We start from the raw sequence: 23,727 nt of genomic DNA on the forward strand, positions 1-23,727 counted from the left end.
CGGGCAAGCAGTGGCAGACCGATCCGAAGGACCTGCCCGCGGGCATCATCAACCGCCTGCCGGTGCGCTTCAACTACGACAACCGGTATTTCAGGGACACGTGGGAGGGCCTGCCCACGGACGGGTACACCGCCTGGATGGAGCGCATGATCGACGATCCGCGCATCCACGTGACCCTCAGGACCGACTTCTTCGACGAGTCCCAGCCGTACAACAGGAAGGCGTTGGCCGCGGCGGGCGTGCCGGTGGTGTACACGGGTCCGGTGGACCGCTACTTCGACTACTCGCTCGGCGAGCTGAAGTGGCGCACGGTGGACTTCAGGGAGGTGCGTTACGACGAGGGCGACCATTTCGGATGCCCGGTGATGAACTTCTCCGACCCGGACGTGCCGTACACGCGCGCGATCGAGTTCAAGAACTTCAACCCGGAGCGCAGGGCTTCGCAGAACCCGGACAGGACCGTGGTGTGGGAGGAGTACAGCCGTTTCGCCGAGCGTGGCGACGAGCCGTATTATCCGATCAACACGGAGGCCGACAAGGCGTTGTACGCGAGGTACGAGGAGCTCGCGAAGGCCGAACCGCTCACGGTGTTCGGCGGCCGTTTGGGCACGTACAAGTATTACGACATGCACAACGTGATCGACACCGCGTTGACCGCGTACGAGCAGCAGGTCGAACCACTCCTCAAAAAGTGACGCGATATACATTGCGCAATATATGATTCCCGTTCACGCTGCGACGGCGCACGACCATTGGCCGCCACCGCCGCAGCGTTTCCGGGACAACAAAAATCCCTATGGCATTACCCCAGGCCATAGGGATTTTCATTATATGCTGATTCTGCCTACGAATCAGGCGAGTGGGTCGAGACCTACGAGATGGTTGCCATTGCCATCGCGGGTCTGCCGTCAGCAACGCACGCTATGCGCGCCACACATCCTTGCCGGCGGCCTTCGCGGCCGCCACATCGGCGTCAAGCTGCTCTTCGGTGCCTTCGACCTCACCCTTGATGAATTCCTCCACCAAGCGGCGGGCCTCGCCATCCTCGTGCTGCACGGCCGGAGACTTCATGAAGTAGGAGCTCGGAGCCAGCACCGGACCGGCCAGATGACGATCGAGCGCGATCTTCGCCGCACGCACGGCGTCGATCACAATACCGGCGGAATTCGGGGAATCCCACACCTCGAGCTTGTATTCGAGGTTCAGCGGCACATCGCCGAACGTGGTGCCCTCAAGACGCACGAAGGCGAACTTGCGGTCGTCAAGCCAAGCCACGTAATCGGACGGGCCGATATGCACGTTGTGCGGATCCATCTCGTGCGGCACCACGGAAGTGACGGCGCGGGTTTTGGAAATCTTCTTGGATTCCAGGCGGGAACGCTGCAGCATGTTCATGAAGTCCATGTTGCCGCCGACGTTAAGCTGGTACGTACGATCCAGACGCACGCCGCGATCCTCGAACAGACGGGCCAGCACGCGGTGCGTGATGGTGGCGCCGACCTGCGACTTGATATCGTCGCCGACGATCGGCACACCAGCGTCACGGAACTTCTGCGCCCACTCCGGATCGGAGGCGATGAACACCGGCAGGCAGTTCACGAACGCACAGCCAGCGTCCATAGCGGCCTGAGCGTAAGCCTTGTCCGCCTTCTCGGAACCAACCGGCAGGTAGGAAACCAGCACGTCGACCTTCTTGTCACGCAGCACCTGCGCCACATCCACCGGCTCGGCGTCCGACTCCGTAATCATCTGACGGTAGTACTCGCCCAAACCGTCGTTGGTCGGGCCACGCAGCACCTCCACACCCAGATTCGGCACGTCCGCGAACTTGATGGTGTTGTTCTGGGAGGCTCCGATCGCCTCGGACAGGTCCTTGCCCACCTTCAGCGCATCGACGTCGAACGCGGTGACGAATTCGATGTCACGCACGCGGTAGCCACCGAAATTGTTGTGCATCAGGCCGGGAATCTTATCCTCGTCCTTGGTGTCCTTGTAATACTCAACGCCCTGCACCAGCGACGAGGCGCAATTGCCCACGCCGGCGATAGCCACTCGAATGCTCATCTGAAAACGACTCCTCTGTTATGCGTTTCGCAGGTATACCAATCCCCAAGCATACCCACAAACCGCATTGCAAACTGAAAAATCACTGAAAAACGGCCATATTACGGCAGTCGTCAACAGATTGTCGATTTGTAAAAAAGCTGCGCAAAAACATGTTTTTCCAGTCGGACAGCACTATCTACACCCTTGTTTTTCAGGTCGTTCGGCTACGGTGGAAACCATGGTTTCACGAACACGAAGTGTCAGCTCACGCTCAAAAAGCGCCCGCAGCGGCAGCGCAACGTCCACGACGCCACGGGTGGGCACCACCTACGGGGTCCATGGAGAAGTGCTGAGCAAGCCGCCCCAGGGGCCGAAGCACACTTCGCATCGCGCACCCAAAAAGACCAGAAAACACAAGCATCTCGTGCTCAAATGGGTGCTCGGCATCTTCGCGGCGCTCATCGCGGCAGGTATCGGCCTGTTCGCCTACATGTACATCACCACGGAAATCCCGCAGCCGGAAAAGTTCGCGCTGGCCGAAAAGACGACCGTGTATTACAACGACGGCACCACGCCGATCGGCAGCTATGCGGAGCAGAATCGCGAAATCATCAGCTGCGCAGACCTGCCCGACTACGTCGGCAACGCGATTGTGGCTTCGGAAGACCGCTCCTTCTATACCAATAAGGGCATCGATCCAATCGGCATCGCACGCGCGTTCTACAACAACCTGACCACCGGTAGCAGGCAGGGCGGTTCCACCATCACCCAGCAGTATGCGGAACGCTATTATCTGGGCGAAACCACCTCGTACGTGGGCAAACTGCGTGAGGCGTTCCTGGCGGTCAAAATCGCCCAAGCACAGGACAAGAGCCAGGTGTTGTGCAACTACATGAACACCATCTATCTCGGCCGTGGCGCATACGGCATCCAGGCAGCGGCCAAAGCGTACTTCGGCAAGGACGCGAAGGATCTGACGCTCTCCGAAGCGGCCATGCTTGCCGGCATCATTCCCGCGCCGAGCGTATGGACCCCCGACGTGAATCCCAAGCAAGCTGAAAAACGTTACAAGCGCGTGCTGAACATCATGGACGAAGACGGCTACATCACGCCGGACGAGAAGAAAGCCGCGAAATTCCCGCAAACCATCGAAATCCAACAGAACAACCAGATGTCCGGACCGAACGGATACCTGCTGACGATGGTGCAGAACGAACTCGTCAACACCAAGGCGTTCAGCAAGCAGGACCTGGAAACCGGCGGCTACAAAATCGTCACCACCATTGACAAATCGAAGCAGGACCTGATGTTCTCCACCATCAGTCCCTCCCAAAACGGCATGCAAGGCATCGTGCCCGACGGCATGCAGTTCGGCGCGCTGTCGGTGAACCCCAAGGACGGTTCCATCATCTCACTGTACGCAGGAGACGACTACCTGACCAAGCAGCTCAACAACGTCACCCAGGCAACGTACGAAGTCGGATCCACCATGAAGCCGTTCGCATTGCTGGCCGCCGTCAACGAAGGCGTCAGCCTCAACACGTACTTCAACGGCAACTCGTACCGGACGTTCCCGGGCATCACCGAAACGGTGAGCAACTACGGCGGCGAGAATCTGGGATACGTGAACCTGTACACGGCGACGGAACAATCCTCGAACACCGTGTACATGGATCTGCAAACCAAGCTCGGCGCGCAGAAAATCGCCGAAACCGCACGGCAGGCCGGCGTTGACGATTCGTCTTTGGATGGTTCCAACCCGTTCACCGTGCTCGGCAACAACGGCCTGACCCTCAAGGACATGACGCAGGGATACGCCACACTGGCCAACCAAGGCAACAAGCCGACGCTGCATATCGTTGCCCAAGTGCAGACGGCGAACGGCACCGACCTGTACAACGCGCCGACCTCGGCGGAGCAGACGTTCGAAGCGAACAACGCGAATCTCGTGACGAAGGCGCTTACCGGCGTGGTCCAGCGAGGCACCGCCACCGAGGCACGTGCCACTGGGCACACCATTGCCGGCAAGTCAGGCACCGCAAACGATTCCAACGCAGCGAGCTTCATCGGCTACACGCCGTCCATGCTGACTTCTGTGGCGATGTGGTATCCGGACGCCAACGGCAATCCGCAGCAGATCCCTTCGTTCGGCCGATGGACCGGCGGCAGCGACTACCCCGTGCATCTGTTCACCGAATACATGAAGCAGGCCCTTGCCGACACTCCGAACGAAACGTTCCCCGACGCCACCGATAACGGCAAGGTCGGCGGACCGGACGGTACGTGGGGCACCGGCGCGCAGAAGACCTGGACTAGAAAGCAGCAGACCACCGTGACTCCGCGCACCGAGGAGAACACCCAACAGACCACGCCGAATCAGACCGAGGAAACGCAGAATACCGGTCAGGGCGGTGGCGACGGCGGTAATAGTGGCGGTATCCCCGCTAACGGCGACGGTAACGACACCAACGGTGGCAATGGCGGAGGAACCAGTGGCGATAATCCCGGTAATAACGGCGCCAATGGCGATACATCGCAGCAATAGCAGTCGCTGACTGCGATTGCCGTCGCGGTCAGCGAACACGCAAAGGGGGCTTCCCGGTTATTCCGGGAAGCCCCCTTGGTTTTGCCGCGTGCACACGCGGGCGCACGGTCGTCAGCGTCGTTCGTCAGAACACATGCACATACCGGGCGAGACGGTCGTATTCGGCGCGCGTCAGCGAGGCGACGCCACCGTGCTTCGTATGCGCGGTGAGGAAGTAATCGTCCGCCTGCAACGGCATCCAGCCCTGATCGAGATCGCGGCTGACCATCGGACGGTATCCGATCGACGGAATCACGTCCACGAACAAGTACCATTCGTCGTCCGGTCCACCGTTGTTGTGGTGGTTGGCGAACACCGCAGGACCTTCCACGCCGCCGGGGTTGCCGTCCGGCACGTAGCCTGCGCCAATCCGGTCCTGTACCTTGGTCCAGACCGTCCCCGGCTCCCACCAGCGCTTCGCGTCGGTGCGGTCCATCCAGATGCCGGTGCCATGCGCGTTGTCTTTGGTGATGCGGTACGTGCGCACACCACCATCAGGCAGCGGACGTTGGATCATCGTGGTGTCGATGGCGTCGCCGTGGTTGTCGATGAACACGCCGCCATATTCGAATGTGTCCTGCGTGAAATCGGTGGTGGCGCCCCACAGCACGGTGCAGTAAACGTTCTTGTCGTCGTGAGCCTTGTCCGCATCATTGAACACGGTGCTGGACCAGTACATGACGAATGCGCCGCGACCACCGTGATGGCCTTGCGGATAGTAGTCCGGCACCCAAAGGCATTCGCAGGCCCAGGCCATGCCGAGCTCCAGATGGGAGCCGTCCGGCTTGCGGGACACGTCGAGCATGCGCGGCTCGCTCCAATGGAGCAGATCGTCGGATTCCCAGATGATGAGATTCGTGCTGGCGTGGTGGCTCCACTCGTACCAGCCGCCGCCGTCGCCTCCGAACACACGCAGATCGGTGGCGATGATATACCACGTGCCGGTGTCGGGATTGCGGATGATATGCGGATCGCGCACGCCTGTGGTACCGAGCGGCGAAGCCAGCACAGGCTTTCCATCGTTGAGCGGCACCCAACGGTGCGGATTGTCACCGTCGGATATATCCATGTAAATCTTCTCGGCGTAGCCGTCCGGATCCTCGATGAAGTGGACGAGCAGGTAACCGTAGTCGTCGGTTGTGTCGGTCATGGTCCCACCTTGTGGTTGTGAATGAATGAATTGGATAAGTGAATTGCGTGTTCGATAACGTACCGCGTCAACATGCGCGGATACGAAAAAAGCCGCCGCCACGAGAACGACAGCTTTCTTCGGGAAGGAGGATTAGCCCTGATGCGTGCGGGCCCATGTGCGGATCGCATCCTGCTGCGCCGCGATGGCCTTGTTGCGGGCCAGATAGATGACCAAGGTGATGGAATACAGTGCAAGGCCGATGAGGTCCATCGTGCCCAGGGAGAAGACCACCACGATTGCCAGCCAGATGATCACCCACCGGCTGGTGGTGCCGGGAGCGAGACACCGCATGGACATGATGAAGCTGACGATGCCGATAATCAGCACCAGCAGCGCGTAGATGCCCACCACCGTCGAGGCGTTGTCCACCGCGGAATAGTCCGTTTTCAGCAAACCGTTATGTTCCAACAGATCGTAGGCTTGGCCTTTGAACCAGCTGGTGAACATGAACAGTGTGATGGACGCCATGATCACGTTGTAGGCGGCGGCGATGGTCATCAGCACTCGTTCCGCCTTGCGAGCCAATGGTGCCGGCGGCTGCATGGTGTTGCCTTGCGGATTCATATCGGTCCTTTCCGTGGTGTGGCCTCATCCGATGTGCGATGCGCAGCTCGGGAAAGATAAAATCACAGGCCCGTCCGTTTGGGGACGGACCTGTGCATTATCTCACTCGGCCGGTATCAGCCCTTGAGGCCGGAGGTGATGTTCAGGGACTGCAGGAAGTACTTCTGCGCGAACAGGAACAGCAGCAGGGTCGGGATGATGGCCATGCAGGTGGCCGCCATCAGGGAGCCCATCTGGTTGTACTGGCCCATCTGGTTGCTCAGCAGCTGCAGACCAGCGGTGACCGGCATCTTGTTGATGTCGTTGAACACCAAAGTCGGCCACAGGAAGTCGTTCCAAGCGCCGGTGAAGCTGAACAGGAAGATGACGATCAGAATCGGGCGGATGGCCGGCAGCATGATGCGGGTGAAGATCTGGAAATCAGTGGCGCCGTCGATTTCGGCCGCCTCGTCCAGTTCCTTCGGGATGCCCTTCATGAAGTTGCGCACCAGGAAGATGTTCGCCACGTTGCCCAGGCCAGGGATGATGCAGGCCCAGTAGGTGTTGACCCAGCCGAGGGAGGCGATGATGCGGTACTGCGGGATCATGTTGACCACGGCAGGGAACATCGAGATGAGCAGCAGGACGAAGAACAGCGTATCGCGGTACTTGAAGTTCAGACGGGAATAGCCGAAGCCTGCGAGCGCGACGATGCACACGGACAGCACTGCGAACACGGTCGAGATGATCAGCGAGTTGCCCAGCCAGTTCAGGACCGGGTAGCTGGCGGATGCCTCGATCAGCGTCATGTAGTTGTCAAGCACCCACTTCGCGGGCAGGAAGTTGAACGCGTTGGAGGTGAATTCGGCCACCGACTTGAACGAAGTCGTCACGGTGTAGATCACCGGAAGCAGCCAGACGACTGCCAGCACGACGAGCACCACATAGACGGCGATCAGCGACGGGGAGACCTTTTTGGTTTTGTTTTCAGGAATTGCCGCGCTTGCGACATTGACTGTGGTTGCAGCGGACATCTTCAGTCCTCCTTATTCATGAAGATCAGCTGGATCGCGGCGATGGCCATCAGGATGATGCCCAGCAGCAATGCCATTGCGGAAGCCATGCCGGCGGCCGCAGGGCCGGCGGGGAACGCGAGGTTCCTGATATCCATCAGCAGCACCTGGGTCCGGTAGTTCGGTCCGCCGTTGGTCAGCATGACCGGCTGGCCCCACACGTTGAAGGCGCCCGTGGTGGTCATGATGGTGGTGTAGAACAACGGCAGCTTGATTTCCGGCAGGGTGATGGAGAAGAAGATCCTGACCGGACCGGCTCCGTCGACCTTCGCGGCTTCGTAGAGGCTCTCGTCCACGCCGGAGAGCGCGGAACGGTAGATGACGAGGTTGCCGCCGATGCCGGCCCACAGCACGAGTACGAAGATGGTGATCCATGCGTACGGGTTCTTGCCGAGCCAGTTGATGTCGGTGTGGAAGGTGGTGTTCAGCAGACCGAACTGGGAGTTGAAGACCATACGCCAGACCAGTGCACCGGCGGCGATGGAGATCAGACCTGGGATGTAGAAGATCGCCTGGAACAGACCAGCGCCCTTGAGTCCCTTCTTGCTGAGCGCCACGGCGAGCAGCAGCGGCACGATGATGGTCAGCGGCACGCTGACCAGCACGAAGAGCAGAGTGTGGCCGAGGTCACGCCAGAAGATCGAGTAGAAATAGGTGCTGGGGTCGAAGATCTTCGCGAAGTTCTGCAGGCCGACGAACTTCGGCGCACCGACCATGTTCCAGCGGGTGAACGCCAGTCCAATGCCGAAGATAATCGGGATGATGCCGAAGACGGCGAAGATGATGAAGTGCGGAGCGATGTACGGCAGCGCGTGCCAGATGGAGTTCTTGCGCTTCATGGATGATTTTGCGGATCCGATCGTAGATGTCTTGCTCATCACGATTCCTCCTGAATCTCGATTTGGCCCTGGGCCATGAGGTCGAGGGTCTTCAGACCTTCTTCAAGACCAACATTGCCGTAGACGATGTCGTTGTATGTGCCCCAACCAGCGGTCGCATAGCCTCCGTAGAGGTAGTTGGAGGTCTTGATGTAGTCGCGTTCCTTCTTGCTGTTGGTGAAGGACGCCTGGATCAGCTTCTGGTACTTCGGGTTGTTCAGATCGCGGTATGCCGGCGAGATGGAACCGACCTCAGACCAATCCATCCAGTGCTCGTACACGTACTTGACGAAGTCGGCGGCGGCTGCGGATTTCGCCGCGGAGCGGTGCGGATCCTTCAACTGCATCCAGTTGCACTGGTAGAAGAAGTTCACCGGATTGTCGGCGCTGTACTGCAGGGTGTTGGCTTCCGCGATCTTGTCGGCGCCCAAGGTGTTGGACATATTGCCCTGCGCCCACGTGCCAAGCTGCGCGAACACGGCCTTGCCGGAACCGAACGCCTGCTCGCCGTCGACGTCCATCGGGGCGATCACACCGGCGTCGTACGCTTCCTTGAGCTTCTCCATGGGCTTGCGCCACACGTCCTTGGTCAGGTCGTCCATATCGTTCTCAAGCGTGCCGCCCGCGCCGTACAGCAGGGACATGAAGGCCCACGGCAGATTGCCGTAAGTCAGCGCGTAGGTGCCCTTGGGTAGCTTGCCCTTGAGGTCCTTGATCTCGTCGATGGTGACGAACCCGTCGTCGAGGATGTACTGCAGGTTGTACTTCTTGATCAGGTCCTTGTTGTAGTAGATGGCCATCTGGTACAGATACAGCGGAATGCCGTAGGCCTTGCCATTGACGGTGACGCCCTTCCAAGTGGCGGGCAGGAAGCTGCTCTCCTTGAGGTCCGGGGCGACCTTCTGCCAATCGTCCATGGTGTCGAGCAGACCTTGGGACTGCAGAACGGCGGTCTGGAACTGGTCGCCGATGATGATGTCGGGGATGTTCTTGCCGGTCTGCATCACGGAATAGATCTTCGTGGTCAGATCGCCGCCGTTCATCGGCTGGAAAACGACCTTGTAATCGCTCTGGGCGTTGTATTCCTTGACGATGCGCTGCATTGCAGGACCGTCATCGCCCACCAGATTGTTCCAGAAGTAAATGGTCTTGCTTTCACCCGAAGAGGCACCACAGCCTCCGGCGGCAAGCACAAGTCCAAGTGACGCACACACGGCTACGGCAGCCTTGGCAAAGCGCCGCAACCCGGTAAGATGCCTGGATGTAGACATTGTTTCCTTCCTTTTCCTCAACGGACCATCGCTGGACCGCTCCTCGTTGCAATCCGAATGGGAAGAATCCTTTTCGATTGAGCCTCCCTGCTCATTTGCAACGTTGTAATTTTGATTATACAGCTATTTTCATCGTTGTACAAACGGTAACACGCCGACGACAACAGCCAGCTTCATGGATGGGGTTATAGACGGGGTGACCCTCCAGCCACGCCCCTCAGTGGCCTACGGCCGGAGTTCCCGCAAGTGGGCCACCATCAGCGGGCAGCACGTCCGTAGTGGTCGGAGTCCATAGATTATCAGGTTCCGGCACGCCGAAATCCGGACCGTCGGCGGTCCACTTGACCACACCGACGCGCGCGTGGCGATTCGGGTCGAACAGCGGATCGCCCTTAATTTCCGTGTAGTTGCGGCAGTGGTAAATCATCAGGTCCTCGGTGCCGTCCTCGGACTTGGTGAATGAATTGTGGCCCGGACCATACTGACCGTTCTCGGCGCAGGTCTTAAACACCGGCACCGGGCTCTTAGTCCAGGAGGCCTTGTCCAGCAGATCGCTGCCGCGCTCGGCGGTCAACAGCCCCACGGCGTACGGAACTCCGGTGCCGGAGGCGGAATACGTGATGTAGATCTTGTTCTCATGGAACAGGAAGGCCGGTCCTTCGTTGACCAGGAAGTCGATGCATTCCCAGTCGTATTCCGGCTTGGTCAGCATGACGGGCTCGCTGCCCAGCGTCCACGGATTGGCCATCTTGGCGATATACAGATTGGAGTTGCCTTCGATGGCGGGATCCTTCTGCGCCCATACCAAGTACTGCACGCCATCGATCACCTCGGTGGTGGCGTCAAGTGCGAAGGAGTCGATCGGGGTGATGATCTGGCCCTTCTCCACCCAGTTGTCGGAAGTTGGATCGTCGTCGGTGTTCTCCAGCACGAACATGCGGTGCGTCGGCAGGCCGGATGCTTCGAAATCCGTTGCGGCGCCTGCGAAGTAGATATACCATGCGCCATTGATGCGGTGTAGTTCGGGGGCCCAGATGTAGATGCTTGCCGGGCCGGATTCGTGCTTGCGCCACACCACCGTCTCCGGAGCCTTCTGCAGATCGTTGATGCTCGACGCGTGCCGGATGGCGATGCAGTTGTATTCCGGATCGGAGGCGGTGAAATAATACTCGCCGTCAACCTTGAGCACCCAGGGGTCTGCGCGCTGAAGCACGATCGGATTGTTGTAAACAACCATGTTTAGTCCTTCTCAATCCGTTGTTCCAGTATTTACAACGTTGAATATATCATTCTTACATCGTTGTAACAACTTGGGCGCGTCATTGTCGGAAGATGCTTGGATGCGGTGCTGCCGCTGGGCATGGGCGTCCATCGTTTGCGCCATTCATGCCAATGTCGGTGCCGCCGTCGGTCATGGGTGCTCGACACACTCAAGGCCGTTCGGCCAAGCTTACGGCCGAGCGCCCATGCCCGGCGGCGGCACCTTGGGGGAAGAGCCGACTCAATGGGTACGCACGCTGGGAGAAACTTGCCGGAAGGCAAGCGAAAGCTCAGAGGACGAAGGAATCGATGGGGAGTTTGGTGGATTGGCGCACGACCAGCGACGATGCGACCTTGCGGAAGACCTTCTCCCCCGGTTTGTCGGCATTCGGGTCACGGCCGTCGATACGCTCCTTGAGCACTTTCACCGACAGACGGGCGACCGCCTCAAGTCCCGGCGCGATCGACGTCAGCGCCGGCGACAGGTACTGTGAATCGTCGGAATTGTCGAAACCAACCACGGAGATGTCGTCGGGAATGTGCAAGCCGTGCATCTGAATCGCGTGCATCACGCCGGAAGCCAGCATGTCGTTCAGCGCGACGACGCCATCGACTTTGACGCCGGAATCCAGCAACGCGTTCATGGCCCTCACACCATCGCTACGATGCCACATGCCCGATTCGACGACCAGCCGATCGTCGAATTCGACGCCGGCCTCCTCCAGCGCCTCAAGATACCCTTGGTAGCGCAGTGCGGCGGAACCGACTTTCTCCCCCGGATGAACGCCGACCACGGCCACGCGGCGGCAACCGGTCGTCAGCAGATACTGCGTGGCCCGCTTCGCGCCTTCCACGTTCTCGGTGGCGATGTGATCCACCTGGTCGGTGAAGATGCGTTCGCCAACCAGCACAAGCGGATAATCGACCTTCAGCCGCTCGACGTCATCCTGTCCAAGCTCCAATGGGCTGTAGATCAGGCCGTCGATCATCGTCTGCTGGGACCCGTGCAGCGCTTCCAACTCGCCATCGCGCGAATATTGCGTCGGCTCCACGATCACGCGCAGACCGACTTTCTTCGCTTCTTCGATGACCAGCGATGACAGCTGCGCGAAATACGGCATCTGCAGATCGGGAATGGCCAAGCCGATGATGCCGGTCTGCCCTCGGCGCAGGTTGCGCGCCGATACGTTCACCGTGTATCCCAGTTCCACGATGGCTTTGTTGACCTTGTCGCGCGTGGCCTGCGAGACGAATTCGTAGTCGTTGACCACGTTGGAGACGGTTTTGATCGACACTCCGGCCGCCTTGGCCACCTCACGCATGGTCACGACATGCTCGCCGTTTCCCCCCGTTCGCTTCGGCATATATACCCCTTTTGTCATTCAGCGGACTCAGTCGGCATCGAAGAAACCAACCTCCATCGTTACACCAGCATAGTCGGGGTCGAGTTCCTCCGCCGTTTGCATATCCAGGATGGGCATGCCCTCCTTGGACCAGTGCACGCGGCGCACCTGGGCGTCGCGGCCACCATAGCGGCCGTGCTCGTATTCGGCGTTGTGGAACACGTAGATGAGGTTGCCGTCCTCGTCATGCGACCACATGCCGTGGCCGGTGCCGAGCTGCCAACGCCCGTTGTACATGCCGGACTTCTGCAGCGGATAATCGAGCTTCGTCCATACGCTGGCGTCGGTGAGATCGGCCCCCTGTCCGGCCGGGGCGGTGACCAGGCCGGTCGTGTAGTCGATGCCGACCAGCGAGCCCGAGTAGATCAGGAAAATCGTTCCGTCATGCACGATGGCGTTCGGCCCTTCGGCGATCATGTTGTCCCACGCGAATTCCGGCACGACGATCTGCTTTGGCTTGCTGGCGAGCTTCGCCGGACGATCCGGGTCGAAGCTGGCGATCCAGATGCTACCGACCTGCTGCCATGCGTAGTACCAGCGGCCTGAATCGCACAGCACGGTCATGTCAAGCGAAATGCGCTGGATCGGGTTGAGGGCCTCGCCATCCGGGTCGAGGATGGGCTCGGGCACCGTCCAGTTCTCCGGCTCGCGCGGATCGAAATCCGTGCCGTCGGAATGCTGCTTGAGCTGCATGATGTGGCAGCTGCCGGTCCACATGTCCGGTTTGCCGGCACGATCATTGGGGGTGCCGTCGGGATTGACGCGCGGCCCGTCGAAGCAGGGCATGAACAGAACCGACAGCTTGCCGCCGATCACATGCAGTTCCGGCGCCCAGAAGCAGCCGGTCATCGGCCGATCTTCGCTATTGAGATCGCCGCATGCGAGCAGATCGATCTCCCTGGCCCGTCCACCCGCGGCGTCGGAAAGCGCCTCGATGGAGTCGGCGATGCGCAGCGGCATATGGGTTCTGCCGTCGTTCGGGTCCACGCAATTGCCGTCGGTGTCATCGGTGGCGATGAACATGAACATCGGCTTGCCGTTGAAATCCCACGCGAACACCGATGGATCGGCGCGTTCCACCGCGAACGGCACCGGATAGACGCTCTGGCGGATCACACCTTCGACGGTACGGGTCTGCCCGGCCTTGAACGTTCCATCGGCCGCCTCTTGGGCGACGGCCTCAAGCTGGTCCATATTCCAGTCCACCGCACGCGTGGCCTGCGAACCGTCGCTGTAAGACAGTTCCGCACGCGTCCCAGCCAAGGCCATGACCGCGTCCCGGGCGTCCTCGCCATGCAGACCGGCATCGACGCGCTGAACAGGCACGGATGTGCCGGTATTGCGGATGCGGCCGAATCGCTCCATGAGGCGTTCGGCCTCCACCTCGCTGATGGCGATGCTGTTGCCGATGACGGCGTTCGGAATGCCGCAATCGCCAGACTGGCGCTGCGGCAACGATTCAGCCGATTCCTCAACATCGAGCGGCGCACCAGAACCGGCGGCGGCAACGATATCGGCCGTCCGCGCGGTGTACGCTTTGCCATCATCGCCGGTCCAGGACACAACGTAACGCTTGTCCACCGCATCGAAGGCGACGGAAGGACGATTGACCCCGCCGACGGTGCGCAGCAGCACCAGTCCCAGCTGGTCGAACGCCGTCAGATCCTTACTGACGGCCAGCAAGAACGCCGAACGTTCGGAACCGTCCGGTTCACCGCCGCGGGCGGTACGGGTCGCGGCGATGGCGAATCGTCCGTCCGCGAGACGGAACAGGAACGGGTTCTTGAGTGATTTCAGCGTGATATCCATACCGGGCATGACCACGCCATGGGCGACGGCGTCGGTGGCGGGGCGAGGCGCGTCGAACGGGTCGGCGGCGAAGCGCGCCGCGGCCGTGCACGCACGGCGGGACTCCGCGGTCGCAGCGGCGATCGGTACACCGGCCGCGAAGAAGATGCCATAGTTTTCGTTCAGCGGCTGCCACTCGGCGTCATCGCCGGAACGTAGCGCCAAATGCATGCTGTAGGCGATGTCCTCGTTGTTCGCCTCTTCGCGTCCGGTGGCTTCGCGTGTATAACACAGCAGGGAATAATTGGCCGACATGGAAGATCCTTCAGTAAGCAGATACAGGTTTTATAACGATGTACTATACCGTGTTTTACATCGTTGTACAACTTGGTGTGGCGGCCTTGTGACACCCTTCATCCGCGGAGGGGGAAGCGTCACGGAACGCGCTCGTCATACTTGTGAGCGGGCGCATCGCATGGCACATGACAACGACGAGGGGCTTCCCGGTTACCCAGAAAGCCCCTCGAATCATATCCGGCGCGTTTGCTCAACGCGTCCGTGCAATCAGCGCAATCAGCGCTCGGAACGGTTGATGGCCGAGATGATGGCCTTCAGCGAGCTGGTGACGATGGAGGTATCGATGCCGACGCCCCACACGATGCTCGTGTTGTCTTCCTCGCCGATCTGGCATTCCACATAGGAAGCGGCCATGGCATCGGTGCCGACGGACATGGTGTGCTCCACGTAATCCATCACCGAAGCCTCGATGCCAAAGTTGCTCACGGCGTTGAGGAAGGCGGCGATCGGACCGTTGCCGATGCCGGAGACCTCACGCTCCACCGGCTCGTCGACACCAACGTTCACGCCGCGGTCGAGAATCCTGGCCTTGAGCACGGTGTCGGAACCATCCTCGCCGGAGGAGACGGACACCTTCAGCAGTTTCAGACGGCCCCACTGCTTCAGGGTCTCGTCCTTGCTGTCGCCGACCACGACACCGGCCGCGGTGGCGCCGGATTCCTCGACCGGCAGGTACTCGTCCTTGAACAGACGCCAGATGTCCTCGTCCTTGACTTCCTTCTTGGTCTCATCGGCGTAGTTCTGCACGACCTTCTCGAACTCGACCTGCAGACGCTTCGGCAGATCAAGGTTGTGGTTGGTCTTCAGCAGGTAGGCCATGCCGCCCTTGCCAGACTGGGAGTTCACGCGGATGATGGCCTCGTAGGAACGGCCGATGTCCTTCGGGTCGATCGGCAGGTACGGCACGAGCCACACGAAGCTGTCCAGATCGGCGCCAGCACGGTCGGCGGCCACCTGACGGGCCTCAAGACCCTTCTTGATGGCGTCCTGGTGGGAGCCGGAGAACGCGGTGAACACGAAGTTGCCCGCATACGGATGGCGCTCGGAGATCTTGATCTGGTTGCAGTATTCGACGGTCTTGCGGATTTCCGGAACGTTGGAGTAGTCGATCTGCGGATCGATGCCCTGGGTCAGGAAGTTCAGACCAAGGGTGACCAGGTCGACGTTGCCGGTACGCTCGCCGTTGCCCAGCAGGCAGCCTTCCACGCGGTCGGCACCGGCCAGCACCGCCAGCTCGGTGGCGGCAACGCCCATGCCCTCATCGTTGTGCGGATGCAGGGAGAGCACCACGGCGTCACGCGGCACGAGGTGGTTGGACACATACTCGACCTCGTCGGCGAAGACGTTCGGCGTGGTCATTTCCACGGTTGCCGGCAGGTTGATGATCATCGGATGTTCCGGCGTCGGCTTGATGACGTCGATCACCGCGTTGCACACCTCGACTGCGTACTCCGGCTCGGTGCCGGTGAAGGATTCCGGAGAATACTCGTAGTACAGGTCGATGCCCTTGGCTTCGCCCTCGAGCTCCTTGCACAGGGTGGCCGCGTCGGTGGCGAGCTTCTTGATGCCGGCCTTGTCTTTGCGGAACACGACCTCGCGCTGCAGCACGGACACGGAATTGTAGAAGTGCACGACGGCGCGCTTGGCGCCCTTCAGGCACTCGTAGGTCTTGCGAATCAGATGCTCGCGGGCCTGGGTGAGCACGACGATGGTGACATCGTCAGGAATGAGCTCACGCTCGATCAGCATGCGGATGAAGTCGTAATCGGTTTCGGAAGCCGACGGGAAGCCGACCTCGATCTCCTTGAAGCCCATCGACACGAGCAGATTCCAGAAACGCAGCTTGCGCTCGGAATCCATCGGGTTGACGAGGGCCTGGTTGCCGTCGCGAAGATCGACGGAGCACCAACGCGGTGCACGCTGCAGTCGCTTGCCCGGCCACGTACGCTCCGGGAAATCAAACGGCACCTGCTTATCGTATGCGACGTACTTGTTGTACGGCATCTTGCTGGGCTTTTGCGGAGCTCCAATGTAACGCGCCGGAGGCAGCAGCGGGTCGTTGTTCCCTCCGTTGGACGCCGCGGCGACTGCCGCGAGATCAAACACTGACGATTGATCCTGACCCATCACTCCTCCTTATCTGTAAAGTCGGATCGGCCTTCTGCCAATCCACATTGTTACGTGCATGTTACCTACCTGCACTGCCGCCCATACTAGCGACAACCAATCCCATATTTTGCCGGTATTCCGCGATATGACGGCATGGTTTGCGATTTTCGCGCCCTTATTTCACCCCATATCCAGATTTGCCGCAGTACAGTGGGCATCATGAGCTTGCGATTCAACAGCGACGGTACGTTCCGGGTGCTGCAAATGGCTGATATTCAGGATGGTCCGGACGTGCGCGAAGACACGATTCGGCTGATCGAAGCCGCTATCAGGAAGGCACATCCCGACCTCATCGTGCTCACCGGCGATCAGATCCGCGGCTACGATCCGGCATATATCGATACGTTTCTACGTCGCCGTGGCGAACAGCCCGGTACGAACGTGCGCGCGGTCACCGAAATCGAAGCGAAAATCCGTGGCATCAAACGTCATCCGATCGCCAAAACACTGACCAAATCGCAGCCCTCCGACGAACGGTGGATGATCGACGGCATCGGCACCGATTCGCCGAAACTGGTGAAAAGCGCAGGTCGCAACGGTTCTGCCAGCAAGCTGGAATCGTGGGCGGAAGCCATCAATCGCGTCACCGCGGCGTCGCTGCTCGACGAGACACGGCAGAAAGTGCGCGACACATTCGCCGCGTTTTTGGGGCCGGCGTTGGAATCGCATATCCCCTTCGCAGCGACGTACGGCAACCATGATTTCCAATGCGGCATCCTCGCCGACGAACAGGACGATCTTTACCGCGAGTTTGCCGGTTGCATGAATCCCGTCGCCGGCTCGTCTCCGTTGGCGCTCGAACCGGGCACGTTCGCGTTGCCGATCGAAGCGTCCGACGGTTCGGGGCGCATCACAATGAGCGTGATGATGGTCAATTCGGGCGATTACGCCGACACGGCAGACGCGGGTGACGGCAACGGACGGCAGTCGGTCACCGAATACGCGAAATACGCGGCGAATTCGCGCGGCTGGGATTTGGCCGACTCCGACGGCTACGGCACCCCCTCGCCGGAAGCCGTCGAATGGCTGAAGCGCGTGCAACGCGAGTTGGGCAGGCGCAATGGCGACGGGCAGGCGGTACCGGCGATCGCCTTCCAGCACATTCCGCCGCAGGAATTCTACGATTGCCTGCGCGAAGTGCCCGCCTACACGCCGAACGCCGTGGAGGGCGCGCGCGAATTCGCAGGACATTGCTATGTGCTCGACCGCGATGTGTGCCGACCCGGTTCGCGGCTGGGCGAGGCGATTGGCTGCGCCGACGTGAACGTGGGCGAAGTGGACGCGCTACGTGAGGCGGGCGGCTATTTCGCACTGTTCTGCGGGCACGACCACAAGAATTCGTTCGTCGGGCATGTGCACGACATCGATTTGGGGTACGCGCCAACCTGTGGTTTTGAATGCTACGGCCCGAAATCGCGGTTCCGCGGCATCCGGCTGTTTGAATTCCGCGAAGACAATCCGATGGCGTACGTGACGCGCATGCTGACGTGGGGCGATCTGGTTGGCCGTTATTCCAGCAACGAATTACGCGTGTTCTTCGAGGACCATTGCGTGACGGACCTGATCGGCGTGCGCAACGAGCTGCGCAGGCCGCAGGTCAGCGCCACACTGCTAGGGGCGGGCGCGGTGACGTGCGGCGCGATCAGGTACGCGGTTCGGGGGCTGTTGCGCAAATCGCAGTAATGCGATGCTCGTGGCAATCGCAATGATCGACAGCGACTCGACGGCAGCACCGCCGATAACGCGACCTTATCGAATATCACTCAAGATATTTCGATTGGAAGAAGGCGTCTTGCTGTGATTCGCTACCGAGATTCGTGTCCTCGACATTCACGATAATCGGCGTTTCCAGCTTTGCGGGCATGCTGTCATACCACGCATGGCTCCAGCCGACGATCGCTTCGCTGAGCTGCGAACTGTCGTATCCCGCCGGATATACCGTGAATGCACCGCAGGGGGCAATGCCGTAGGGGTCGGCAACCGTATATTTACTACCGTTTTTGATATACGTGTCTCCTATATTGCCATCGATTTTCAGCGCCGATTTGTCGCATTGCATCGTATAGCTGCCGTCCGCGTTCTTCTTGGCATCCTTGAAACGGCCTTTGAAATTCGAAATGGTGACCGATCCTTTCGGATAGTCATCTCCCGTAATGCCCATGTCGGAATCATGATATGTTCCGCTGAACGTGCCATCGGACGCCACCGTCATAGTGGTGCTCCAACCGCCGGAACCGGAAGCGAAACCGTACTTTCCGGCGATGGACTTCATCAAAGACCGAGTGGCGGCATCCGATTGCGAATCAGATTTCTTGGTGTTTGCGTTCTTGCTTGCATTTTTGCCGTTAGATTTCTGACTCTTGGCGGACACGCCCTTGATGTTGGCGTCTTCGAGGGAATCCCAGTCGGGCTGGACGTCCTCCACCAGATAGTAGGCGGTTTCGTCGCTGGGGGCGGGCTTCATTTTGACGGTGTCATCCTTGGAGCCGTTGTAGCCGTTGTAAGGCATGAATGGATCGAACCAGTCCCTTGTATAGGTTGATTCCTTCTCGCCGTCCTTGTACTGGTTCACGTCACGATACATCAAGAACGGACGGTCCGTATCGACAGGTTTTTGCTTTTGGGCAACCGCGAGTGCAGACGCGTCAAAATAGCCAGTTTTCTCTACTGATTCCACATCAGAGCCGACTGGGAACACCGCGAACAAATCCATCATATGGAATTTACCGCTGCCGTCCGGCTCATAATCGGACGCATCCGAAGAGTCGGAATCAATGTCATGGACCTTTCCGGCAACACAACTCCGCATATCGCCTTCCCCACCCAAGGCGGAATCGCCACACCAATACGTTTCGAACGCTTTGTGTGGGAACAATTCAAATGCTCCAGAGTTTCCAGTCAACAGATAGTCGGCTTTCTTGCTGCTGCAATACGGCTGTTGCACCGCATCGCAGGAAATCAAAGACTCACCGGTCATGCTGTACTTCGTGTCCGCAGCACCATCTTTCACTTTCAGGAAAACGATGTCTCCGCTGGAATAACTGTCATCCTGTCCTAGCGTGATGCAGTCGCCGGCCTTATTGCACCACTGGCCAGAAGCAACGTCACTCATGCCCATCAGCAACCCATCTCCACCGGTTCCGCTGTGGTCAATGAACGTCTGCTTGGCACCCTTGGCATCCACACCCTGATACAGGGTGATGGTCTGGCCTTCGTTCAGCTGGCTGCCCGGCCCAGGTTCGGAGCCGGAGACCTTGCCGATGTACTGTTTCGATGAGAGACGTTTCTCCACTTTCACGTCGTAGCCTTTGGATTCAAGGCTTGATTTCACGTCGGAAATTTCCTGGCCGACGATGTCCGACGGCAGGCCGCCGTCGCTTTTCGTGGCCACGCCGATGTAGATGCCTTTCTTATCATCCTTCACGCCTTGGCCTTGCGCGGGGTACGTGCTGACCACGCTTCCCTCGGTGGTTTTGCTGGTGTCCGACACGATCACCTGCTTGTAATGCACCGGCACGCCCATCTGCGAGAACGTTGTCACCACGCTTTCAGCTTTCTTGCCGACCGTACCTTCCGGCACGCCAGGGCCGGCCGATTCGCGCACTGTCACCACACTGCCCGCCCTTACGCGGTCACCGGACTGAATTCCCTGATAGCCAAGGAACTTGCCGCTTTTCACGCCGGAGAATTCCTTGACGCGCTTGACTTTGAGACCCTTGCCTTCAAGCTGCCTGACCACGACCTTCGCATCCGGAGTCTTCGACGAGTCCTTGGGAGACGCCACCGCCACGTCCGGTAACGACTTGCCACCCCACAACTCCATGTTGTATGTCACGATGCCGGCCACCACAGCGGCGACCAGCAGCACCGCGGCCACCGCTATGCCGATGATGAGCTTGCGATTCGGGGAAGCGGCACGCGCAGTCCCGTCGCTTTCCGGCTCAAGAGTTTCCGGCGCCGACGGAACGGATTGCGATGCAGCCGAAGTCGCGGGCTGCGCTACGGGCAGCGTGCCGCCGCCCGGCAACGGGACCGGCGGAATCGCGTCTGCCGGCTGCGAAGCGAGCTGTTCTGCAGGGCGTTCCTCGTGCTGTGCCGCAGACTGTTCCTCGGGTTGCTCCGCAGACTGCGGTGCGAGCTGCGATGCAGGGGTTTCCACCGCTGTGGAATCGACGGAAAAATCATCCGAAATCCGTGCTTGTCCGGCATCAGGCTGCACCGGAACGGAGACCAACGGATTGCCGCAGTTCGTGCAGAACTTCGACTCCGGAGCGTTCTTCGAACCGCATTGCGTACAGAACATGGCTTCTCCCCTGCTTCAGTTTCTTCTCTGAAATCGATTATAGGGAGCCGGCGCGGTAAGCCGAAAGACTACCGGAACAGGCTCACGCCTCGACGGGCCATGCAGTAGGCGTTACCCAGCCACGTATGACGGGAATTCGGCCACACCGCGCCCAATCGCGGAGCATTCTGGCTCATCCAGATACTCGGTACGCGGCCGTCAGCGGAACGCGAGCCCAGCAGGTTGAAACCGTTCTTTTCCAGCAGCCATTCCGGATGCTGTGTGGCGATCGCAAGCCCCTCTTCCAAAGTCAACGGCAATCGCTCGTCGGAATCGATCAGCTTGCGTGCCACGTCCGGCTCGCGGTTGATATAGCAGGTGCCGGTGTGCGGTTCGATCACCAGATAGAACGGGCCTTCCGGCGGTTCGAAACCGTCCTGCGGCAGGAAGCTGGCGATGTCGCGCGGCGGCATGGTGGTGAACCCCGCCATGCGGTTGATGGAGGTTCGGGCGATCAGCGATTCAGGAGACACCAGCTCGCGCGTAGGTACCAGAAGGATCTGCGTGCCCAATCCAGCTTCATCGCCGCAATCCTCCAACGCACGGATAAGCGGGCGCGCAAGCGAGCGGAACGCGGCTGCCGACATATCGGCCACATCCGGATACCCCAACGCCACGATACGATCCAGCTGCTTCTGCGCTTCTTCTGATGCCTTCGACATGTCTACCAGTGTACGCGAGCGCGTTTACCGACCAGCATACGGATAGCTCGGCGGACATGACGGCGGGTTTTCGTAAGATTGAACAACGCGTGTGGCCGCCCACGACGTCGTTTGGGGCCGGCTGGTCGACCTCAAGCGTAAGCAAAATCAAACTTGCAAAACTTGGAAAACCGTTCCAGCATAAGCGAAAGGTTGTTATGTCCGAAAAGATTAAGGTTGGCATTCTCGGAGCTACGGGCATGGTCGGACAGCGCTTCGTGACGCTGCTCGAAAACCATCCGTGGTTCGAACTGGTCACCCTTGCCGCGTCCGCGCACAGCGCCGGCAAGACCTACGAGGAGGCCATCGGCAGCCGCTGGAAGATGGAAACCCCGATGCCGGAGTTCGTCAAGCACATGGTCGTCAAGAACGTGGCCGACGTCGAGGACGTGGTCAAGGACGTCGACTTCGTGTTCTCCGCGGTGAACATGCCGAAGGACGAGATCCGCGCCATCGAAGAGGAATACGCGAAGACCGAGACCCCGGTCGTGTCCAACAACAGCGCCCACCGCTGGACTCCGGACGTGCCGATGGTGGTGCCGGAGATCAATCCGGAGCACTATGAGGTCATCGAACATCAGAAGAAGCGCCTGGGCACCACGCACGGTTTCATTGCCGTCAAGCCGAACTGCTCCATCCAGGCCTATACTCCGGCTTTGGCCGCGTGGAAGGAATTCGAGCCGCACGAGGTCATCGTGAGCACGTACCAGGCCATTTCCGGCGCGGGCAAGACGTTCAAGGATTGGCCGGAAATGGTGGGCAACATCATTCCGTTCATCTCCGGCGAGGAAGCGAAGTCCGAGAAGGAGCCGCTGAAGGTCTTCGGCCATGTGGACGAGGCCAAGGGCGAGATTGTGCCGTTCGACGGTCCGCTGCGCATCACCTCGCAGTGCATCCGCGTGCCCGTGCTCAACGGCCACACCGCCACCGTGTTCATCAACTTCGGTAAGAACCCGACCAAGGACGAGCTGATCGACCGTCTGGTCAACTACACCAGCAAGGCCGCCGAGCTTGGCCTGCCGCACGCTCCGAAGCATTTCATCCAGTACCTGACCGAGGATGACCGTCCGCAGGTGCTCAAGGATGTGGATTACGAGGGGGGTATGGGTGTTTCCATCGGCCGTCTGCGTGAGGATTCCATTTTCGATTGGAAGTTCGTGGGATTGGCGCACAATACCCTGCGTGGCGCCGCCGGTGGCGCGCTGGAAAGCGCAGAAATGCTTAAGGCGTTGGGTTACATCACCAAGAAGTGATGCGACGTTTATGCGGCTTGGGTAGCTAAACCGTAAGCCGCATAAACGAGCCATAGCCAAGCAAAAGGCCGACTCTTCGGAGCCGGCCTTTTGCTTGTTTGGGGACTGCTTGGCACGGTATGCAACGTACGGCGTGAATCGTAAAAAGCAAACGAAAAGGGCACGGTCGCAAAACCATGCCCCTTAAAAATACTGGGAAACTGAAGCCAGCACTATCAGCGGCCGGTGCCGCCGTACACCACGGCTTCCACCTGGTCGGCGTCCAGACCGTAGGCGGTGTGCAGCGCCTTGACGGCGTCGTTGAGCTGCTCGAGCGGTACAAGCGCGGCGATGCGGATTTCGGACGTGGAGATCATCAGCACGTTCACGCCCTTGTCGCTCAGCGCGTTGAAGAACTTCGCGGCCAGACCGGAATGGGTCTTCATGCCCACGCCGACCACGGCCACCTTGCCGACGTTCGGGTCGACGTCGAAGGACTGGAAGCCCAGCTCGCCCTGCTTCTCCTGCAGCACTTCCTGGACCTTGGCCGCAGCGGTGCCCGGCACGGTGAAGGAGATGTCGGCGGTGCCGGTGGAGGCGGAGGCCTGCACGATCATGTCCACGTTCACGCCGGCCTCGGCCAGCATGGTGAACACCTTCGCCGCCATGCCCGGCTCGTTCGGCACGCGGCGCACGGTGGCCAGCGACTCGGTGCTGTCGTGCGCGACGCCGGAGATGATCGGCACTTCCGGCCCCAGGTCGGGGAACAGGTCGCCCATGGACTGGTTGTTGTTTTCGCTCATGTTCTTACCTTTGTTTGTAAAGTCTTATTTTCGTTTTCGCGTTGTCTTGCAAGTATTTGCGATTGCCTGCGATTACGCCGCCCGG

Annotated in this window: 17 protein-coding genes; 4 read left to right on the plus strand and 13 right to left on the minus strand. The window is 59.9% G+C overall.

Annotated features, from left to right (window positions below; all coding sequences use genetic code 11):
* The coding region (locus Q5H31_RS05570) for a UDP-galactopyranose mutase (protein WP_302457576.1) at positions 1–695 on the plus strand (695 nt) is incomplete at its 5' end.
* A 226-nt stretch (positions 696–921) separates the two neighbouring features.
* Here Q5H31_RS05570 and Q5H31_RS05575 read toward each other — a convergent pair.
* Positions 922–2,064 carry an inositol-3-phosphate synthase gene (locus Q5H31_RS05575; protein WP_003807534.1) on the minus strand — a complete coding sequence of 381 codons (1,143 nt, stop codon included), beginning with the start codon at positions 2,062–2,064 and terminating at the stop codon, positions 922–924.
* Positions 2,065–2,284: 220 nt separating this feature from the next.
* Here Q5H31_RS05575 and Q5H31_RS05580 point away from each other — a divergent pair, with 220 nt between their 5' ends.
* A complete protein-coding gene (locus Q5H31_RS05580; RefSeq protein WP_270294886.1) occupies positions 2,285–4,591 on the plus strand; it encodes a transglycosylase domain-containing protein in 2,307 nt (768 codons plus the stop codon).
* Positions 4,592–4,715: 124 nt separating this feature from the next.
* Here Q5H31_RS05580 and Q5H31_RS05585 read toward each other — a convergent pair whose 3' ends face one another.
* The 9 genes from Q5H31_RS05585 to leuA form a co-directional block, all read right to left on the minus strand.
* Positions 4,716–5,780 carry a glycoside hydrolase family 43 protein gene (locus Q5H31_RS05585; RefSeq protein ID WP_302457577.1) on the minus strand — a complete coding sequence of 355 codons (1,065 nt, stop codon included), beginning with the start codon at positions 5,778–5,780 and terminating at the stop codon, positions 4,716–4,718.
* Positions 5,781–5,912: 132 nt separating this feature from the next.
* Positions 5,913–6,386 carry a hypothetical protein gene (locus Q5H31_RS05590; protein WP_029577009.1) on the minus strand — a complete coding sequence of 158 codons (474 nt, stop codon included), beginning with the start codon at positions 6,384–6,386 and terminating at the stop codon, positions 5,913–5,915.
* Between the two features lie 116 nt (positions 6,387–6,502).
* Positions 6,503–7,399: a carbohydrate ABC transporter permease gene (locus Q5H31_RS05595; protein ID WP_003807524.1), complete on the minus strand. Its 897-nt coding sequence runs from the start codon at positions 7,397–7,399 to the stop codon at positions 6,503–6,505.
* A gap of 2 nt (positions 7,400–7,401) precedes the next feature.
* Complete coding sequence (locus Q5H31_RS05600) at positions 7,402–8,316, minus strand: carbohydrate ABC transporter permease (protein ID WP_302457578.1); 915 nt, start codon at positions 8,314–8,316, stop codon at positions 7,402–7,404.
* Complete coding sequence (locus Q5H31_RS05605; RefSeq protein WP_270546140.1) at positions 8,316–9,587, minus strand: ABC transporter substrate-binding protein; 1,272 nt, start codon at positions 9,585–9,587, stop codon at positions 8,316–8,318. The genes Q5H31_RS05600 and Q5H31_RS05605 overlap by 1 nt, the downstream gene beginning before the upstream one ends.
* Before the next feature lie 217 nt (positions 9,588–9,804).
* A complete protein-coding gene (locus Q5H31_RS05610) occupies positions 9,805–10,824 on the minus strand; it encodes a family 43 glycosylhydrolase (protein ID WP_080863385.1) in 1,020 nt (339 codons plus the stop codon).
* Between the two features lie 313 nt (positions 10,825–11,137).
* The gene (locus Q5H31_RS05615; protein WP_302457579.1) at positions 11,138–12,211 is read right to left on the minus strand and encodes a LacI family DNA-binding transcriptional regulator; all 1,074 of its coding nucleotides are present in this window, start codon (positions 12,209–12,211) and stop codon (positions 11,138–11,140) included.
* Between the two features lie 27 nt (positions 12,212–12,238).
* Complete coding sequence (locus Q5H31_RS05620; RefSeq protein WP_217716884.1) at positions 12,239–14,353, minus strand: family 43 glycosylhydrolase; 2,115 nt, start codon at positions 14,351–14,353, stop codon at positions 12,239–12,241.
* A gap of 258 nt (positions 14,354–14,611) precedes the next feature.
* A complete protein-coding gene (gene leuA / locus Q5H31_RS05625) occupies positions 14,612–16,522 on the minus strand; it encodes a 2-isopropylmalate synthase (protein WP_003807511.1) in 1,911 nt (636 codons plus the stop codon).
* A 201-nt stretch (positions 16,523–16,723) separates the two neighbouring features.
* Here leuA and Q5H31_RS05630 point away from each other — a divergent pair, with 201 nt between their 5' ends.
* The gene (locus Q5H31_RS05630) at positions 16,724–18,247 is read left to right on the plus strand and encodes a metallophosphatase (RefSeq protein WP_302457580.1); all 1,524 of its coding nucleotides are present in this window, start codon (positions 16,724–16,726) and stop codon (positions 18,245–18,247) included.
* A 76-nt stretch (positions 18,248–18,323) separates the two neighbouring features.
* On the opposite strand, the gene Q5H31_RS05635 is transcribed toward Q5H31_RS05630, so the two are convergent.
* Positions 18,324–20,867: a PASTA domain-containing protein gene (locus Q5H31_RS05635; protein WP_302457581.1), complete on the minus strand. Its 2,544-nt coding sequence runs from the start codon at positions 20,865–20,867 to the stop codon at positions 18,324–18,326.
* 68 nt (positions 20,868–20,935) lie between these two features.
* Positions 20,936–21,568, minus strand: coding sequence for a DUF5701 family protein (locus Q5H31_RS05640; protein ID WP_033499552.1), 633 nt, complete (start codon positions 21,566–21,568; stop codon positions 20,936–20,938).
* Positions 21,569–21,765: 197 nt separating this feature from the next.
* Here Q5H31_RS05640 and asd point away from each other — a divergent pair, with 197 nt between their 5' ends.
* On the plus strand, positions 21,766–22,860 hold the full coding sequence (gene asd / locus Q5H31_RS05645; RefSeq protein ID WP_011742678.1) for an aspartate-semialdehyde dehydrogenase: 1,095 nt from the start codon (positions 21,766–21,768) through the stop codon (positions 22,858–22,860).
* A 215-nt stretch (positions 22,861–23,075) separates the two neighbouring features.
* Here the strand turns inward: asd and Q5H31_RS05650 are convergent, their stop codons facing one another.
* Positions 23,076–23,642, minus strand: coding sequence for an ACT domain-containing protein (locus Q5H31_RS05650; RefSeq protein ID WP_003807504.1), 567 nt, complete (start codon positions 23,640–23,642; stop codon positions 23,076–23,078).
* Between the last annotated feature and the right edge of the window lie 85 nt (positions 23,643–23,727).

The organism is uncultured Bifidobacterium sp. (assembly GCF_959020155.1).
Lineage (GTDB): Bacteria > Actinomycetota > Actinomycetes > Actinomycetales > Bifidobacteriaceae > Bifidobacterium.

What these genes read in the sequence shown, in the direction of transcription:
- Q5H31_RS05575 (WP_003807534.1), bottom strand. Translation starts at nt 2,064, where the DNA reads ATGAGCATTCGAGTGGCTATCGCCGGCGTGGGCAATTGCGCCTCGTCG.
- Q5H31_RS05580 (WP_270294886.1), top strand. Translation starts at nt 2,285, where the DNA reads ATGGTTTCACGAACACGAAGTGTCAGCTCACGCTCAAAAAGCGCCCGC.
- Q5H31_RS05585 (WP_302457577.1), bottom strand. Translation starts at nt 5,780, where the DNA reads ATGACCGACACAACCGACGACTACGGTTACCTGCTCGTCCACTTCATC.
- Q5H31_RS05590 (WP_029577009.1), bottom strand. Translation starts at nt 6,386, where the DNA reads ATGAATCCGCAAGGCAACACCATGCAGCCGCCGGCACCATTGGCTCGC.
- Q5H31_RS05595 (WP_003807524.1), bottom strand. Translation starts at nt 7,399, where the DNA reads ATGTCCGCTGCAACCACAGTCAATGTCGCAAGCGCGGCAATTCCTGAA.
- Q5H31_RS05600 (WP_302457578.1), bottom strand. Translation starts at nt 8,316, where the DNA reads ATGAGCAAGACATCTACGATCGGATCCGCAAAATCATCCATGAAGCGC.
- Q5H31_RS05605 (WP_270546140.1), bottom strand. Translation starts at nt 9,587, where the DNA reads ATGTCTACATCCAGGCATCTTACCGGGTTGCGGCGCTTTGCCAAGGCT.
- Q5H31_RS05610 (WP_080863385.1), bottom strand. Translation starts at nt 10,824, where the DNA reads ATGGTTGTTTACAACAATCCGATCGTGCTTCAGCGCGCAGACCCCTGG.
- Q5H31_RS05615 (WP_302457579.1), bottom strand. Translation starts at nt 12,211, where the DNA reads ATGCCGAAGCGAACGGGGGGAAACGGCGAGCATGTCGTGACCATGCGT.
- Q5H31_RS05620 (WP_217716884.1), bottom strand. Translation starts at nt 14,353, where the DNA reads ATGTCGGCCAATTATTCCCTGCTGTGTTATACACGCGAAGCCACCGGA.
- leuA (WP_003807511.1), bottom strand. Translation starts at nt 16,522, where the DNA reads ATGGGTCAGGATCAATCGTCAGTGTTTGATCTCGCGGCAGTCGCCGCG.
- Q5H31_RS05630 (WP_302457580.1), top strand. Translation starts at nt 16,724, where the DNA reads ATGAGCTTGCGATTCAACAGCGACGGTACGTTCCGGGTGCTGCAAATG.
- Q5H31_RS05635 (WP_302457581.1), bottom strand. Translation starts at nt 20,867, where the DNA reads ATGTTCTGTACGCAATGCGGTTCGAAGAACGCTCCGGAGTCGAAGTTC.
- Q5H31_RS05640 (WP_033499552.1), bottom strand. Translation starts at nt 21,568, where the DNA reads ATGTCGAAGGCATCAGAAGAAGCGCAGAAGCAGCTGGATCGTATCGTG.
- asd (WP_011742678.1), top strand. Translation starts at nt 21,766, where the DNA reads ATGTCCGAAAAGATTAAGGTTGGCATTCTCGGAGCTACGGGCATGGTC.
- Q5H31_RS05650 (WP_003807504.1), bottom strand. Translation starts at nt 23,642, where the DNA reads ATGAGCGAAAACAACAACCAGTCCATGGGCGACCTGTTCCCCGACCTG.